Annotated in this window: 14 protein-coding genes; 12 read left to right on the top strand and 2 right to left on the bottom strand. The window is 47.5% G+C overall.

All coding sequences use genetic code 11. The features are described from left to right. Nucleotides 1-73: 73 nt before the first annotated feature. Complete coding sequence (locus NST83_RS11545) at nucleotides 74-1,264, bottom strand: acyltransferase (protein ID WP_342417928.1); 1,191 nt, start codon at nucleotides 1,262-1,264, stop codon at nucleotides 74-76. Between the two features lie 434 nt (nucleotides 1,265-1,698). On the opposite strand from NST83_RS11545, the gene NST83_RS11550 reads away from it, so the two are divergent. Further along, complete coding sequence (locus NST83_RS11550) at nucleotides 1,699-2,859, top strand: GDSL-type esterase/lipase family protein (RefSeq protein ID WP_342417683.1); 1,161 nt, start codon at nucleotides 1,699-1,701, stop codon at nucleotides 2,857-2,859. A gap of 143 nt (nucleotides 2,860-3,002) precedes the next feature. Then, entirely contained in the window at nucleotides 3,003-3,329 is a 327-nt protein-coding gene (locus NST83_RS11555) for an MGMT family protein (RefSeq protein ID WP_342417684.1), read from the top strand. Between the two features lie 93 nt (nucleotides 3,330-3,422). On the opposite strand, the gene NST83_RS11560 is transcribed toward NST83_RS11555, so the two are convergent. Further along, complete coding sequence (locus NST83_RS11560) at nucleotides 3,423-3,611, bottom strand: hypothetical protein (RefSeq protein ID WP_137062990.1); 189 nt, start codon at nucleotides 3,609-3,611, stop codon at nucleotides 3,423-3,425. Nucleotides 3,612-3,931: 320 nt separating this feature from the next. On the opposite strand from NST83_RS11560, the gene NST83_RS11565 reads away from it, so the two are divergent. The 10 genes from NST83_RS11565 (at nucleotide 3,932) to NST83_RS11610 (ending at nucleotide 16,928) form a co-directional block, all read left to right on the top strand. Further along, entirely contained in the window at nucleotides 3,932-5,107 is a 1,176-nt protein-coding gene (locus NST83_RS11565) for a TolC family protein (protein ID WP_342417685.1), read from the top strand. Nucleotides 5,108-5,120: 13 nt separating this feature from the next. Then, nucleotides 5,121-6,578, top strand: a complete 1,458-nt coding sequence (locus NST83_RS11570) for an efflux RND transporter periplasmic adaptor subunit (protein WP_342417686.1) — start codon at nucleotides 5,121-5,123, stop codon at nucleotides 6,576-6,578. 6 nt (nucleotides 6,579-6,584) lie between these two features. Continuing rightward, nucleotides 6,585-7,304 (top strand): ABC transporter ATP-binding protein, encoded by a 720-nt coding sequence (locus NST83_RS11575; RefSeq protein ID WP_137062993.1) that lies wholly within the window; start codon nucleotides 6,585-6,587, stop codon nucleotides 7,302-7,304. Then, a complete protein-coding gene (locus tag NST83_RS11580; protein ID WP_342417687.1) occupies nucleotides 7,301-8,512 on the top strand; it encodes an ABC transporter permease in 1,212 nt (403 codons plus the stop codon). Before NST83_RS11575 ends, NST83_RS11580 begins: the two co-directional genes overlap by 4 nt. 236 nt (nucleotides 8,513-8,748) lie before the next feature. Next, a complete protein-coding gene (locus tag NST83_RS11585) occupies nucleotides 8,749-9,369 on the top strand; it encodes a helix-turn-helix transcriptional regulator (protein ID WP_014281403.1) in 621 nt (206 codons plus the stop codon). A gap of 13 nt (nucleotides 9,370-9,382) precedes the next feature. Continuing rightward, a complete protein-coding gene (locus tag NST83_RS11590; protein ID WP_342417688.1) occupies nucleotides 9,383-10,186 on the top strand; it encodes a pyruvate, water dikinase regulatory protein in 804 nt (267 codons plus the stop codon). 134 nt (nucleotides 10,187-10,320) lie between these two features. After that, a complete protein-coding gene (glpX, locus tag NST83_RS11595) occupies nucleotides 10,321-11,298 on the top strand; it encodes a class II fructose-bisphosphatase (protein ID WP_342417689.1) in 978 nt (325 codons plus the stop codon). Between the two features lie 809 nt (nucleotides 11,299-12,107). Continuing rightward, on the top strand, nucleotides 12,108-12,932 hold the full coding sequence (locus NST83_RS11600; RefSeq protein ID WP_137062997.1) for an alpha/beta fold hydrolase: 825 nt from the start codon (nucleotides 12,108-12,110) through the stop codon (nucleotides 12,930-12,932). A gap of 251 nt (nucleotides 12,933-13,183) precedes the next feature. Beyond that, nucleotides 13,184-15,088: an ABC transporter ATP-binding protein gene (locus NST83_RS11605; RefSeq protein WP_137062998.1), complete on the top strand. Its 1,905-nt coding sequence runs from the start codon at nucleotides 13,184-13,186 to the stop codon at nucleotides 15,086-15,088. Beyond that, on the top strand, nucleotides 15,063-16,928 hold the full coding sequence (locus NST83_RS11610) for an ABC transporter ATP-binding protein (protein WP_342417690.1): 1,866 nt from the start codon (nucleotides 15,063-15,065) through the stop codon (nucleotides 16,926-16,928). The genes NST83_RS11605 and NST83_RS11610 overlap by 26 nt, the downstream gene beginning before the upstream one ends. The last annotated feature ends 50 nt before the right edge of the window (nucleotides 16,929-16,978 follow it).

Genomic DNA, 16,978 nt, shown 5'->3' on the forward strand with positions numbered 1-16,978 from the left:
TATGGGCGTATTATATACCTTTTTGCACACGCAGGCCATTCCGTCCGCTGCTCTGGTCGCTTGTTTTCCATGATCATCCTTTGGACAGCAGTGTTTCCAGTGAAGACATGCGTTTCCCCTGATCCACTTTCTTTTTCCGCATTCCCGGCAACTGACCAAAGAATATCCAGGCGAAGGGAAGGAGGCGTGCGGTGACCGCAACGACGACCCAAGAACAAATGAGTGCAAAGAGAAACTCCCCGGCATACCATACATGAATAAGCAATGGTGAACCGATATGCGGCGAGAACTGACGATACAGCAGCAGGAAAAACGGGTGAATCAGGTACACACCAAAAGATAATGCGCCCAAGTGATCCAGTTTACGGGTAATAAAGGTATGTTTTTGCCGATACATCAGAAAGGAGACCTGTAGCAAAACCAACACGCTGGACAAGCTGTACATATTGTACACAAGCTCGAATATCAAGGAATTATACGACGTTCCGTATTTTCTTCTTTCGTACCACATATAGACATGCACGGTGGCGGAAATGAGCCATACAGCCCATATGCCGATCCAGGTCAGCGCCCCGGTAGAGCGTCTTTCTCTCTTGCTCATCAGAAACCATGATTTGAGCTGCGGATAGTAGTAGCCAAGGACAGCGCCCAGCATGTAGCAGGCCATATATGACAAAGCCCAGCTTCCTTTATTTTGCACCTGGAATATGAACTTGTTGCCAATCACGAACGACCACTGCACCAGCAGTCCAATGGCCACAGACCATTGAGGTGCACGACGGTAACGCTGGAGCAGCCACAATACCCATGGGAATACCAGATAGAATTGCATCATGATAAAAATATAGTACAAATGCGTATACGCCTTACCTGTTGCCAGCTTCACAGCAAAGCTTTCCGCCAGTCCGGTTACAGTCCAGGGTTCGGAGCTGCCAGCCGCAAGGGACAGGACGAAATAAAATAGAGAAAACATAATATAAGGCAGGAGGATGTACCGTAGTCTCTTTTTATAAAAGCGGATTAGCAGCTCTCGTCCCATGGGACGATCCTTATAGTTGTAGAACAATACCATGCTGCTTAGCGCGATAAATACAGGTGTGCCGTACTTCATGAGCACATTGAGCGCATTATACACAATATATAGGCTGGAATTTGTAAGTTGAACGGTTGCGTAAGAGGTGGCATGTACCATGATGACGGCCAGAATCGCCATGGCTCGGACCAACTGCAACTCGGGAATTATTTCTTTGGTCGTAGGCTTTATAAGGGGCTTCATAAGCTTCATTTCCTTTCGGCTGTGAACTGTCCTTGTATGAACTCTCTCTATTAAAAGCTAAAGTTCTTAACACCCCGGAAGGAGAGCGCTTAAGAAACGCTTATGAAGTTCTTAACTTTTGTTAAGAATTAATGAGGAAAGGCAAAAAAAGAACTTTCATTCCACATGAAAGGGGCTATGGAATCGCTCTTGGGATTTATGCAAAATACTCATTTACATAATATAACCATTTATTCTATAATGTTTAAGAGTGTGATTTATTTGAAAGGAGGGACCGGATTTTTAAGTAAGCCTTCGCCTGCTTAGAAATCCAATGGATACAAACCTGTGTCTATGAAGTAAATGAATATAACTTATTGTATGCGCTTACAAATATCGAAAGGCTTTTGGACTATTCTACATTTTGGAGGAGGAATGATGATATGAAGTGGATAAAAGGAATGACCAGTATGCTTTTGGTCGCTCTGTTATGCAGTACGCCGGGCTTGAATGGGACAACGCCCGCATATGGAGCAGCTGGCGATTACAAATTTGATTTTGGCGCGGGTCCAGTGGAATCTGGCTATACTGGGGTGAGTGCATCCCTGCGATACGATGCAACCCGCGGTTATGGATTTCGTACACCCGAGAATGTGCGCAATGTGGGTGCATCGGGTACTGGTGTCGCTAGTGATGCAGTACGCTTTCTGACGACTGGTACGAAAAGCGAAAATACATTTGATGTGGATCTAGCTCCTGGGCTATATGAGGTATCGGTCACGCTAGGGAATACAACCCGAGCGAGCGTTGCTGCCGAGGGAGTATATCAGGTCATCAATATGACGGGGGACGGAGCAAAGGACCGTTTTCAAATTCCCGTGACCGATGGACAATTGAATTTACTAATTACAGAAGGTAAAGAGGGAACCTCTTTTGCAATAAGTGCATTGGAAATCAGGCGATTGTCTAACAATCCCGTCACGAATCGGACGATTTACATCGGTGGGGATTCTACCGTCTGCAATTACTATCCGCTGGATAGCAGCGTGCAGGCCGGCTGGGGGCAGCTATTGCCGCAATTCGTAAACACAAATACATTCCAGATCCGTAACATGGCGTCAGGGGGGCAAATTGCAAGGGGCTTCCATCAGGACGGTCAGCTAGAGGCGATCGTCAAATACATTAAACCGGGGGATTATTTCATTCTCCAGTTGGGCATTAATGACACCAACCCGAAGCATAACGAAAGCGAAGCGGAGTTTAAGGACTGGATGAGGGATATGATCCGGCAGGTCAAGGCCAAAGGGGCAACCGTAATCCTTTCAACACCGCAGGGGCGAGCCACTGATTTTAACGCGAATAATGTACACACCGCTGAAAATAGATGGTACAGAGGCTCTATTTTAGCGCTGGCGCAAGAGGAACAAACGCCCTTGGTCGATCTGAACGTGCTTAGCTCAGCTTATTTTACCTCCATTGGTCCGCAAGCCACACTCGCCCTGTATATGAATGGTGATACGCTGCATCCGAATGTTGCCGGAGCAAAGGAACTGGCACGTCTAGTAGCCAAGGATTTAAAAAGGCAGGGTCTAAGCGGATTCTAGCCTTCGCCAACTGAAGACTGTGGGTGCTATAATGATAGAAAAACAGCACGAGAGCCGGAATGGTTTTGTTGTCTGGTGTCAGCACTGTTTTGAGACGTGAAGACCACAGTTTACGGCTAGGGGAAAGGAGATCCGACGATCACATGCAGCCTTTTACAGCTCGTGTATTAAAAATAATCAAGTTCATCCCTGAGGGAAGAATCATGACCTATGGACAAATTGCAGCGGAAGCAGGCAGTCCGAGAGGGGCGCGTCAGGTGGTGCGTATTTTGCATACGTTGAGCAGCAAGCACCGCTTGCCCTGGCACAGGGTTGTAAACCGATTGGGAGAAATTGCGCTACAGGACGATGAAGGAGCCTCTTTACAAAGGCTGCTTTTGGAAGCGGAAGGTATACAGTTTATGAAGAACGGACGAATTTCACTGGGAAAATACCTGTATGATTCTCAAGCGGTGATAGAAGACGAATAGAAGCAACCTAAAATGCCGATCACGTACGCATCCAAAGCGACGTTGATCGGCATTTTAGGTTAGAAGCGAGATATAATTCTATTAAAATCATCCCTAGCTGATCAGATGCTGCTGATTCCGTTGGGCAAGGTGGAAAGAAATACTGTTTATAAGCGGTAAATCGTTATTTTTCCGGGCTTCCCGGATCAATTGCTTCTTTTGCTGTTCGGATTCACGTAAAAATCGGGTCATCCACAAATCAGACGGTACGTTCGTAGTTGTCATGCGAGATTCTTTTATCATCTATTAACCCTCCCAGTGAGCGGCTGTTATTCTTTCTCTATTATATGCTCCTAACCTTAATGGATGCTGTTGGTTTCCTTAAAATTAGCTGAAATTTAGGTAAAGTTCAGGTAAAAACAGGTTCATTTTATATCTGATTTGCAGGAGAACAGCTTGAATCGACAATCCTGAAATAAAGGTTACAAAAATGTATTGGTTTGACACCTTGTACCAACATTCACCTGAAAGTACAATTAGATGGCGGATAGACTGTGGAATTTTATGTCGAAATCTATGAAAATCATTTGAAAGATTACACCGAAAGGGGAGAGATTCATCCTATGAAGTATAAAGCGGCTGCCACGCTGCTCGTATTGACGATGTCGTCAGGCTTGATTTCCACCGTTCAGGCTGACAGTGCAGCAGGAAGCACAACAGGAAATACGTCGGCAAGTATATCAGGAACCTCGTCTGCTGTGGTTACATCGAAGACCGCCTCCATAACGGGTCAGGCTTTACCTCCATTAACGCTCAAACAGGCAGCGGAATGGGCACAAACGAATAGCTACAACACGCGTACTGCTGAGCGGGACGTGGAGCGCCGAAGAATGGAACTAAAAAATGCAGAAAAGGATCTGGGCAATTCACCTGTCGATTTTATAGACAATGAGTATGTTGATGATGAAACGTCCTGGAAGAATTACAGTTCCTCGACGTTATCCTATCTAGCCAGCAAAAAGCAGGCGCAGTTCGCCAAGGATCAGATATATTTTAATGTGATGAAAAGCTACCAGAGTGTGTTCGTGGCAGAGAATCAGGTGAAAAATGATCTGGAAGCGCTTGAAATTGCTCAAGCGGAGGAAAAGATTGCACTCGCCAAATTTGCACGCGGCAAGCTGTCTGAGTATGCGAAAAACGAGAGTACACAGGCCAGAAGCCAGGCGGAGCAGACAGTCGAGCAGGGGAAAATTGCGCTGCAAAAATCGCGTGACGCTCTGAATTTTCTGATGGGTCAGCCAAACGGAACAGCCTATGAAATGGTGGATCGACCCGTATACAAGGAACCGAAGAAGCTGGATATCGAAATACATATACAACAGCTGATGGATATGAATCCGAACTTGTGGAAGCTGGAGGATAGCATCAAGACTTCGGAACTCAATGTGAGATATTTCGATTTTAACAGCGGCGCAGGTGCTTACGATTTAGCCAAAATGGACGTGGATACGGCCAAGGAGGAGCTGGACAAGGGACAAAAGGATTTTGCCGAATCGCTTCGCAATTTATATGCCACGGTCAAAGAAAACCAAAAAAAATACGTTCAACTGGAAGAAAGCCTGCGCACGGCAAAAGAGGGGCTGGATTTGTCCCGCAAAAAGTGGGCCAGAGGCTTAATTATTGAGCTGGAGCTGAAAAATAGTCAGTTGAAGGTGGACCAGATTGAACGGCAAATGGAAGAGCTGGCGATTGAGCTGAGTCAGAATGAATACACGTTGAGCAAGCCATGGAGCACATAGGGAGGAAACGAAGTTGGCAGAAACGGTTTTAAACGACGCCTTATTAAAGTTACGAAGAAAACGGAGAAAAAAGTGGATCTGGACCATGGTTGTGCTGCTGGTAATAGGTGGGGGTGGAACAGCAGTATATTTGAAGCTGCCCAAAGAGCAGGCTGTACCATTGGTTCAGGACGAGACGCTTAAAGTGGAACGCGGGGATGTGAGCGAGAAGCTGGATACGTCTGGTACCGTGCAGGCTTCCAAGGAAGTAAAACTGAATTTTACAAGTACAGGCGAAAATAAGCTGGCGGCGGTAAATGTGAAGGCTGGAGATAAGGTGAAAAAAGGACAAGTCCTGGCTCTTCTGGACAGTTCTGAAATTAAGATGCAAATCCAGAGCGCATCCGATAATTTGGAAATATCCAAATCCAAGCTGGCTGAATTGGAGAAGGGGCCGAAGGCGGAGGATATTGAAATTCAGAAGACGAATGTGCTTCGGGCTAAAATGGCTGTCGATACAGCGCAGGAATCCTTTGAGCTGGAAGAAGCGGAAAGTCAGAAGAAGGCTTCCAAAAAGCAGTTGGAGCAGGCGCGAAAGGCATATGAAGATCAAAAGTTTTTACATGATGCCGGAGCGGTGTCCAACAGTGAAATGGAGCAAGCAGAGCAAGCACTGGATAAAGCACAGACGGATTATGACGGTCTGGATTTACAATTCCGCAAAATCATGTCGCAAAAGCGCCGTGCTATCGCAGAGGCTGAAATCGGCTATCGATCGGCTATGGCTGAGCTTCGCAAAATAGAGGTTCCAGCCGATGCCTCCAATATCCAATCCGCACGGATTGAGGCTAGAAGACTGGCCACCGAGCTGGAGCAGAAAAAAAATGACCTGAACAAGCTTCAGGTCACGGCACCGTGGGACGGAGTCATTTTAAAGGTGAACGGGGATGTCGGAACCAGTCCGACGGCTCCTTTTATCGTCATGAATAACTCGGACTCCAACAATCTCAAGATTGGCGCAAAAATCAGTCAGAACGATATTGTAAAGGTGAAAAAAGGACTTTCAGCGGTGTTATCCACCAATGCTTACCCGGGTGAGTCGTTCCCGGGCAAGGTGCAATTTGTCTCACCGGAAGCATCCACAGATGAAGGCATGACGACCTATCTGATGGAGCTGTCCGTTCATGATCCGAAAGGCAAGCTGAAAACCGGCATGGTTATGAATGTATCCGTTATTTTGGGAGTACACAAAAATGTACTGTTTGTTCCAGCGATTGCGCTGAGATCCGAAGGTGGACAGGACGGCGTCTATTTTGCTGCTAATCCGGCAAATCCAGGGGCGCGCACATTCAAGCCCGTAGAGCTCGGATTTTACACGCCAGATCGAGTCGAGCTCAAGTCGGGTGTGAAGGAGGGTGACACTCTTATTGTGCCTGCTCCTGAACCTCCGCCGGACCCTTCCGCTATGGGCGGCATGCAGGGAGGCTTTTAAACGGGTATGAGATACGTCATTCAAATTGAGGATTTGAAAAAGGTGTACCAGGTTGGGGATCAGGAAATTCATGCCCTGCGTGATGTGCAGCTCAACATTGCTGACGGTGATTTTGTGGCAATCATGGGCCCGTCCGGATCAGGCAAGTCCACGATGATGAATGTCATCGGCTGTCTGGATCTGCCTACCTCGGGACAATTTTATTTGGACGGTTATTCCATACTGGATGCTCGTGAGGATGAGCTGGCTATTATCCGTAATCAGAAAATCGGATTTGTATTTCAAAAATTTCATTTGCTTCCGCGGGCCACAGCTTTGGAGAACGTAGAGCTGCCGATGATTTATGCAGGCGTACCAGCCAAGGAGCGGCGCTTGCGGGCCATTGAGGCGCTGACCAGTGTGGGGCTGAGCGATCGGATGAACAACAAGCCGAATGAGTTGTCAGGCGGTCAGCAGCAACGGGTATCCATAGCGCGCGCACTTGTGAACAATCCGGTGATTCTCTTGGCGGATGAGCCGACAGGCGCACTGGACTCCAAAACGAGCGTTGAAATTATGGAGATTTTCCAACGCCTGAACGATCGGGGGAAAACGGTTGTGCTCGTTACGCATGATCAGGAAATTGCGGAATACGCCAAGCGTCTGATTCATTTTCGCGATGGACGGATTGAAGAGGATCAGCCTGTTGGGAACCGAAGAATGGCGGCAGAGGAAGTGAAGGCATGAAATTTCGGGAAATTATCCGGGTATCGCTCAACAGTTTGCGAACCAATATGCTGCGATCCTTGCTGACCATGCTGGGCATTATTATTGGGGTGGCTGCTGTAATCGCGATTGTAGCCATCGGTAAAGGCTCTACGGCCACGATTACGTCGCAGATTAACAGTATGGGGAATAATTTGCTCATGATTTATCCTTATGCCCCATATGATGGGTCCAGCTCCATGTCGTTCAGTCAGACGAAAGGAATATCTCTGGAGGATATCGCTGCGCTAGAGCAGCAAAAAGCCGTAGCTGAGGTAGCTCCAAGTGCCATGACCAATGCGGATATTACGTGGAGCCGCAATAAGGTCAGCGGGCAGATTGAGGGGACTTCGCTGGCTTTCATCCATGTGAGAAAGCTGTCGCTCGCTCAGGGCAGGTCTTTTACCCACTATGAAGTGGAAAAGAGACTGAATGTCGTGGTGCTAGGGAGCGATGCAGCCCGTAATATTTTTGGTCCGGATGCCTCCAAGGCGGTGGGGGAAACGATCATGATCAAGCAGCTTCCTTTTAAGGTGGTCGGGGTACTGACGAATTCCAATTCCAATATGAGTAACAGCGGGCAGCAGGTATATGTGCCGATTACAACAGGGATGGAACGGCTGGGGAATATGAGCATTCAGCAGGTGAATGCTTCTGCAACAACGGAGGAGAAGATTGACCAGGCGAGTGCTGAAATCCGACAGGTGCTGCGCGCCCGGCATGAGCTGAAGCCATCAGAGGGCGATGATTTCCAAATCACGACCCAGACGGAGATTCTAAAAACGGTCTCAGGTGTAGACAAGGTTATGAATATGCTGTTGCTCGGCGTTGCTGCGATTGCGCTCGGTGTTGGGGGCATTGGCATCATGAATATTATGCTGGTGTCCGTCACGGAACGGACGAGGGAGATCGGGATTCGCAAGGCGATTGGTGCGCAGCGCAGTGATATTATGCTGCAATTTCTGGCCGAGGCTGTTTTTCTTAGTCTGATGGGCGGACTGGTTGGTGTTATGGCGGGTCTTGGGGGCGCGAAGCTGCTGGAGAAATTTGTCCATATGCCGATTGTGTATACGATGGAACCGGTGTTGTACTCTTTTATGTGCTGCATGGGTGTTGGTGTACTGTTTGGAGTGTACCCGGCACGGAAGGCGTCCAAGCTGCGTCCGATCGATGCTTTAAGATACGAATAAAGAAGCGGATACTTCGTCTTACTCGAAAGAGCAGGGTGTGAAGTATCCGCTTTTTTGGTGTGGTATAAGTGCTTTAAACGATAAAAAATCATCAATAACCGCTTTAATTTTATATATGTGATGTTTTATATGCTTTTAAAGGTTGATTTATAATTATATATGACGTATTATATTCAATATCAGATAGCAAGGAAAAAAAAGGAGGGGCGTTCATCATCGACCTTACGGCAAGACAAGTGGAAATTTTAAACATCGTACAAAAGCATGCCCCGATTACCGGTGATCAGATTGCAGAAATGCTCAATCTCAGCAAGGCGACCATTCGGACCGACCTATCCAAGCTGGGCATTCTGAATTATATAGATGCGAAGCCCAAGGTTGGTTATTTTGTCGGAAAACGGGGCACGCCGAACCGGGAGGAAAAATTCCGGCTCATGCAAATGAAGGTCGGCGATCTTCACGGAGTTCCAGTCATCGTACGTGAAACAACAACGATTCAGGAAGCTGTGGTTGCTCTTTTTCTGGAGAACGTGAGTAACCTGATCGTTACCGATGAAGAAGGGAATCTGGCAGGAGTAGCTTCCCGCAAGGATCTGCTCAAGGTTACGTTAGGCAATCCGAATGCGGCGACCATCCCTGTCAGCCTCGTGATGACTCGTCAGGCGAATGTCGTCACTGTTTCCCCGGAAGACACTGTACTGGAGGCAGCGCGCAAAATCATTGCTCGTCAAATTGACAGTCTGCCCGTCGTCGTCCCTTCCAACTCCGACAAACCAGGGGAACACTGGAAAGTCGTGGGACGCATTACGAAAACAAATATTATCAAAATGTTGCTCGATATGGTAGCAGAGGATTAATGGGAGGAATCGAATGGTTCAGGCGCGTAGTCATTTTATAGCGATCTGTTCAGACTCGATTGGCGAGACGGCGGAAGCTGTCGTTCAGGCCACTATGCGCCAATTTGAGCTACAGGACACAGAGATCAAGAGATTTATGAATGTAAGAGATGAAGACGAACTGAGCCGGGTGATGGAAGAGGTGGCTGAGCGTAAAGGTTTTGTAGCCTATACGCTGGTACAGCCGGAATTGAGAGAAGCGATGAAAGAGGAGGCTGTGCGACTGAATGTGCGGGCTGTCGATATCATGGGCCCGATGATGCAGGCGTTTGCTGACACGTTCCATGATGATCCCAAGGAAAAGCCCGGTTTGCTGCATCGGATGGACGACAATTACTTTCGCCGTGTGGAAGCCGTGGATTTTGCGGTTCAATATGATGATGGCAAAGATGTGAGCGCCATCCTCAAAGCAGATATTGTATTGCTAGGCGTATCACGTATTTCCAAAACCCCTTTGTCGATGTTTTTGGCGCATAAAGGTTATAAAACGGTCAACATTCCCGTCGTACCGGAGCTGACACCGCCTGCACAGTTGCAGGATGTACAGCATGGTCGGGTGTTCGGGTTGACGATTCAGCCGGAGCTGCTGTTAAAAATACGCAGTGAGCGACTCAAGGTGATGGGATTGCCTAACAATGTGCAATATGCTACATCGACGCGGGTGGAGGAAGAGATTGCGTATGCGCAATCTCTATTTACGAAATTAGGTTGCCCGATCATTGATGTCACCGATAAAGCGATTGAAGAAACAGCAGGTTTGATTATCAGGATGTTATAGAAGCGTAGCTGCTCAATAGATAATAGTTGCTGTAGGATACAGGAGTGTTATAGATAAAAAAGGCAGTATAGCTGCCCTATAAAAATGATTTTCCATAGGATAACAATTATGTATAGGAGAGGTGGAGGGAAGGTATGGAGAGTCAACTGGCATTGGAATTCGTTCGGGTTACAGAGGCGGCAGCGCTGCAATCAGCGCAATGGACAGGACGTGGAGATAAGAACAGCGCGGACGAGGCGGCTACCGTAGCCATCCGCACTCATTTTAATGCGGTATCTATGGACGGTACGGTCGTCATTGGCGAAGGAGAAATGGATGAGGCCCCCATGCTGTATATCGGGGAAAGAGTAGGCAATCGCAGAGGGCCAGCCATAGACATCGCCGTCGACCCGCTGGAGGGAACCGAAACGGTGGCGAACGGATTGAACAATGCCCTATCGGTCATTGCTGCTGCCCCCCGTGGAGGTCTGCTCCATGCTCCGGATATGTATATGCAAAAAATGGCTGTAGGCCCGGCACTGGCTGGAAAGCTATCGCTGGATGATCCGATTCCGGCTACCCTTTCAAAGGCCGCACGGATACTGGGTAAATCCTTGTCCGAACTTACCGTGTCTATTCTGGATCGTACACGTCACGCCGGGATTATCAAGCTTCTGCGGGAGAGCGGCGTTCGGATCAAGCTGCTTGGGCATGGAGACGTAATGGGTGCTATTGAAACATGCCTGGATAGCGGTGTTGATCTGCATATCGGCTCCGGTGGAGCGCCTGAAGGTGTGCTGGCTGCTGCTGCGCTGAAATGCATGGGTGGCGAGATTCAAGGTCGCCTGTTGCCTCATGGTGAAGAAGAGACCGAACGGTGCAACCGTATGGGCATTGCTGATCCTGGGGCTTTATTATCCATGGATGATATGGTCGGACGCCAAGGTGTGATGTTTGTGGCTACTGGCGTGACGCCAGGCGAGTGGCTGCAAGGAGTTCGTTCCCTTCCTGGTCATAGAGCAGAAACTCATTCGGTCGTGATGCACTCGGAAACAAAAACGATTCGCTTCGTGCGCAGTATTCACCACACAACAGACGCTTTGGGTACGCTCGCTGCAGCCGCATCCTCTTAGGTCTCCACAGCTAACTCAAAGACCAGGTCATAATACAGCATGAAAACAGCAAGTCTCTTACCCTATGGAGACTTGCTGTTTGGTGTTTCCTGTTCGTTTACCGATTGCAGAAGGGGCATAACCAAAGATATAAATTCCTGAAAATCGGCACTTTTGAAGGAAGATAAAAACGTTTCTATAAAAGTTTGAAAAGAAAATTCATAGCTTTGAGGGAGAAAAATTCAATCTGAACTAAAATTTTTAGACAGAGAGTCAAAAAAAAATCGTGAAAATTAGTTCTATAGGACTATAAAATGACGTGATTTATTGAAAAATTAAAGAGTTATTAATTTTGATGGATGTGAGCTTGAAGAAATTTAATCCCATAAAACAGGAGGTCGAAGGCTATTGCGGAAAAAGGCGGAATTTGTCGGATAATATCAGGTTGAATTTGTTACATTTATGTTAATGGCATGTAAAGGTATAATCATTGTAGTACAAGGCTTTTTAGCTTTATTGCAAATCGTCATCATTTTGATTTTACAAAATTCCTGAAAATCTGAAAGCTCGTTTTGAATCCAGTTAATAGATCATTATCAGCAGGAAATTAATAAATAAAGTGAGATTTTTGCTTTTAAAGACTGGAAATAAATATCATAATATGGGTTTTATTTTATTTTTATGAATTCTATCAATTTAGAACTTTTGTCCCATGTCAAGCGGTTTTAAAGTTTGTATATTTAAAAACAGATAGAAAGTGTTGGAAGAAAAAAAGAGATATAAGGATTTATTGTAAAATTATGAACTGCATAGAGGATGGAGGAATTCATATGACGACTCGGTCACAATCTTGGTTTGCGAAAGCAGCGGTTCATCCGGCTGAGAAGCTCCAGCTATTTTGCTTCCCTTATGCCGGTGGTGGCGCTTCTATATTTAGTTCCTGGAAGTCTAGACTTGCGCCTGACATTACGGTGTTGCCTGTACAACTTCCAGGGCGTGAAAGCCGTTCAACTGAGGCCCCAATGGATACTATTCAGGACATCGTGCACTCGCTACTTCCTGCTATGGCTCCATACGTACATAAGCCGTTTGCTTTCTTTGGACACAGTATGGGAGCGCTGATTGCTTTTGAAACAGCACGGCAATTGTATAGCAAAACCGGAAAACTGCCTGTCCACATCATCGTATCCGGTAAATCCGCACCACATCGTCCGTATTCAAAAAAACAACTCCATGATTTAGCAGACCAACCATTCACCGATGAGCTTCGCTTGATGCAGGGAACACCCGAAGAAGTACTGCAAAATGCAGAGTTAATGCAAATTATTATGCCCCGTCTGCGCGCGGATTTTAAGGTGTGCGAAACGTATGTGTATCAGCCAGGAAGCCCCTTGGCCTGTCCAATGACCATCTTGGGTGGCATGAAGGATCATGAGGTGAGCACTGAGTCACTTCATGCCTGGCAGCAGCACACCACATCGCCCATTGATGTGCGAATGTTCGAAGGCAATCACTTTTTTATTCATGAACAAGAGCAAGAAGTTCTAAGCGCAGTCGTGAATATTTTGTCCGCATCCTTAGCCCTGAACCACGCTGCCGCAGCTCATGCATCCTACAGCACCAATACCCTACAACCACGATTCAGACAGAGTTAAAAGTCCCACACATCATGATACACCACGCGATACACAACGTTATTAACAACTCGGCAACTACTCAACTATCAACCCACCACCATGATGCAATTCCCAGAATAATTCAATAATGATTACATTCCATGTAAATTCTCATACGTCCAGAGCCAGAGCCAATCCCACCATGTCCAATGCAGCTTCAGGATTTTGCAAAATCCTCACTAAAAAAGTTCGCACTGCGAAAGTGTGAGCAACGAAAAAGAGGGATGTCCTTGTTTCGATCGAATTCTGCTTTTCGAAGACTCGCGCGTTATGTAAGACCGTACAATCTATGGGTTTTCATAACAGTGATCGCCTCCTTATGTTTGGCAGCCATAGATATTATTTTGGGTAAAGCCATTGAACAAATGGTAGAGGGGACCTTCTCCTCCACCCAGAACATGATCTATCTAGTTGTTGGTATGACGCTAATTGGAATGCCCTGTAAGTTTGTGATGAGGTACGCTTCGGCGCGATTTAGCGTTAGCGCACTGCGCGATTTGAGAGGTGACCTCGTACATAAGTTTTGCGATTTACCAGTTTCCAGAGTGGAGAGGAAGTTCACTGGAGATTTGGTATCCCGGCTTACGAACAATACGGCGAAGTTACAGAATTTTTTTATCGAGCATTTTGCCAACCTGTTTTACTTACCGCTTGTGTTTACGGCATCACTAACGTTGCTTTTAATGACAAGCTGGAAGCTAATCTTGGCCAGTCTTGCGCTTATGCCTTTAGGAATGATCGTAACAACATTGATGAGCAGGCGGATTGAAAAATATTCCGAGCAGCTTCAGGAGAAAATGGCTCATTTGAACGCGGTCGGTCAGGATGCAATTGGAGGAATTCCTATCGTCAAGGCATTCAATATGCAGGCTGTGCTACTGAAGAAGTATATGGTGATGATGGAGGAGGTCGTCAGGCGCGGCCTGGGGCTGGAAAAGCGCTATGCTTCTATTACTCCGGTAGGTGTGATGATGCTGGCAACACCGATTATTTTGGTCATTGCGTATGGAGGATACCTGATTCAACAAGGCGAGCTGAATGCTGGAGGCATTGTCCTATTTTTATATCTGATTTCGTTCATATTGCAGCCTGTTTCCATGCTGCCGACGATTATCTCGCAAATGAAGGAAGCGGGGGGAGCTGCGAAGCATTTGTTTGAGGTATTGGATTGGCCGGATGAACGTCAAGGTGGTGATATCACCTCACTCGGTGATGACCGAGGGGATAAGGGCCTACGTTTTGAGGACGATGCAGAAAGGAAAGCCAACCAAGCTAGTCAAGCAAGTAAAAGCGAGATAGACGGAGCAGAAGGTGATGATGACGCTGCTGTAGTCAGGCTTGAGCATTTGACCTTTGGCTACGACGAAGGGAACACGGTGCTCAAGGATATCAGCTTTCAGGTAGGACAAGGAGAAACGGTAGCGATTGTCGGCGGTAGCGGTGGCGGCAAAAGCACGATTTTTAAGCTGCTTTGCGGATTTAATGAACCGGGAGAGCATGCTGGAACGGTTCAACTATTTGGAAAGAGTTTGACAGATTGGAATTTAACAAGCCTGCGCAGCCATATTTCGATGGTATCTCAGGAGCCTTCGCTTTTTCCGGCCACGATTGCAGAAAATATCGGATATGGACGTTTGGAGGCGACCCGTGAAGAGATTGTCGAGGCGGCGAAGGCGGCGCATGCGCATGATTTTATTGTTCAGCTTCCCGAGGGCTATGAGACCCTTTTGAGCGAGAGGGGAGGAGGATTGTCCGGTGGACAAAAGCAGCGTATTTCCATAGCAAGAGCATTGTTGAAAAATGCTCCGCTGCTTCTACTGGATGAGCCAACTTCAGCGCTTGATAGCCAGTCGGAGGCTCAGGTACAGATCGCGATGAGTGCAGCCATGCATAATCGGACGGTACTGGTGATTGCTCATCGATTGTCAACCGTGCGTCAGGCGAACCGGATTATTGTACTTGATCAGGGGAGCATTGTGGAATCGGGTACGCATGAGGAATTACTGGGTCGCGACGGTGAATATCGAAAGCTGTATTTGCAAAATTTCGAAGAAGAACCGCATACGATGGAAAACGGCAATTTGATGCCAGAGGAAAGGAGTGAGAAACGTGACCTTCAAGCAGGGGTTTTATGAGTTTAAGCAGTTGCTGTCCCTGATGAAGCCGTACCGAAAATGGTATTTTATCGGGTTGGTTGGCAACAGTCTGACCAATGCGAGCATCACGATTTTACTTTCCTTTGTGGTGCATTATTTGCTGAATTTTGCGGTTGATGGGAAAGTACAGGGGCTTTACCAGGCAGTTTATTTGGTCAGCGGTACATTTTTGGCACTAAGTCTTATTTCTCCGCTGTGCAGCTACATGTATAAGCGATGTGTGAGGCTGGCGATTGCCAATGTACGGGTAAGACTATTCGGGCATATTGTCAAGCTATCCTATGAAAAGGCAGAAAAACGCCATTCAGGTGATCTTGTATCCCGCATGACAAACGATGTGCAGACGTTGGAGCAGGCCTACACTGTTCATATTCGCTCGATTATACTGGAAGTTTCGCTTTTCTTTGGCTCGTTAGTCATTATGATGGTGCTGGATTGGCGATTTGGGATTATGGCGGTTTTACTTGGACTGGCCTCAGCTTGGGTAAATTCTCATTACGCGAATAAGATGCGACAGACGAGTGATGAGTTACAGGGACGGATGAGCAGGTTCACGGAACGGTTAAGTGATTTGCTGTCCGGCTTGCAGACGGTGAAGCTGTTTGGATTGCGGACAAAGGTAGGCGGACTTTGTAACGATGCAAGCGAGGACATTAACCGTATCAGCATACGGCAGGGACGCCATATGGGCTTGCAGGATATGTATAATTTTGTAATTGAATTCATTACGTTGGGTGGTGTGCTTGTCGCTGGACTGATTCTGGTTTCACAGAAGCAGATGGAGCTGGGAGTACTGGGGCAGATTGTGCAACTGCAAGGCGGCATTTCCGCGGTGTTTTTGCAGCTGGGGGCGGCTGTATCGTTGTTACAAAACTCTTTGGCGGGCTTGGCGCGTATCCGCGAAATTCTGGATGAGTCGAAGGAAGAGGAGCATTTTCCAGCGTCGAAACAGAAGGAACTGCGGGCTGGGCTGATCGACCCGGAGGCAGCAGTTTTATCGGCTCGTGAACCTAGCGGATCTCATAGTGATGTCGAAACTGTGAGTTTAGGCCAAGCCATTGAACAAGTTCCGGCTGCGTTGGAGCTGCACGACATCACCTTTGGTTATCAACCGGACCGTCCAACGCTGCAAAGGCTGAACCTGATCGTACCGGAAGGGCAGGTCACTGCGCTCGTCGGCCCAAGTGGTGGTGGAAAAAGCACAGTCATGAAGCTGTTGCTAGGCTTTTATCCGCCGGATGAGGGTGTGCTGCGGGTCCGTGGTCGTTCGGCAGGAGAGCTTCGGTTAGATGAGGTCAGGGATTTGATGGCCTATGTACCACAGGAGGCTACGTTGTTCCACGGTACAGTAGCGGATAATATCCGCTTTGGCTCACCGGATGCCACGGATGAGGAAGTAGAGGCTGCGGCCAAAACAGCCTATGCGAGCGGCTTCATAGCCGAGCTGCCAGAGGGCTACGACACGATTGTCGGTGAACGCGGAGCCAACTTATCCGGTGGTCAAAGACAGCGGCTCGCGATTGCTCGCGCTTTGCTCAAAAACGCACCGATTTTGCTGCTGGATGAAGCGACCTCGGCTCTGGATGCTGAATCGGAATATGAAGTCCAGCAGGGCTTAAATGAGCTGATGAAGGATCGTACAACATTAGTCATTGCCCATCGATTGTCTACGATTGAGCGGGCGGATACGATCTGTGTTCTTGCCGAAGGCGAGCTGAAAGAACAGGGTACTCATGACCAACTCCTTGCCAAGGATGGTCATTATGCGAAGCTGTATGAGCTTCAGTTTCGAAAGCATCCCGAGGAACAAACCGCATAAATATGCGAGGTTTCTTTTTAACAATATCTATTTTGCGAGGAGAGAGACAT

The organism is Paenibacillus sp. FSL R10-2782 (genome assembly GCF_038592985.1).
Taxonomy (GTDB): domain Bacteria; phylum Bacillota; class Bacilli; order Paenibacillales; family Paenibacillaceae; genus Paenibacillus; species Paenibacillus terrae_C.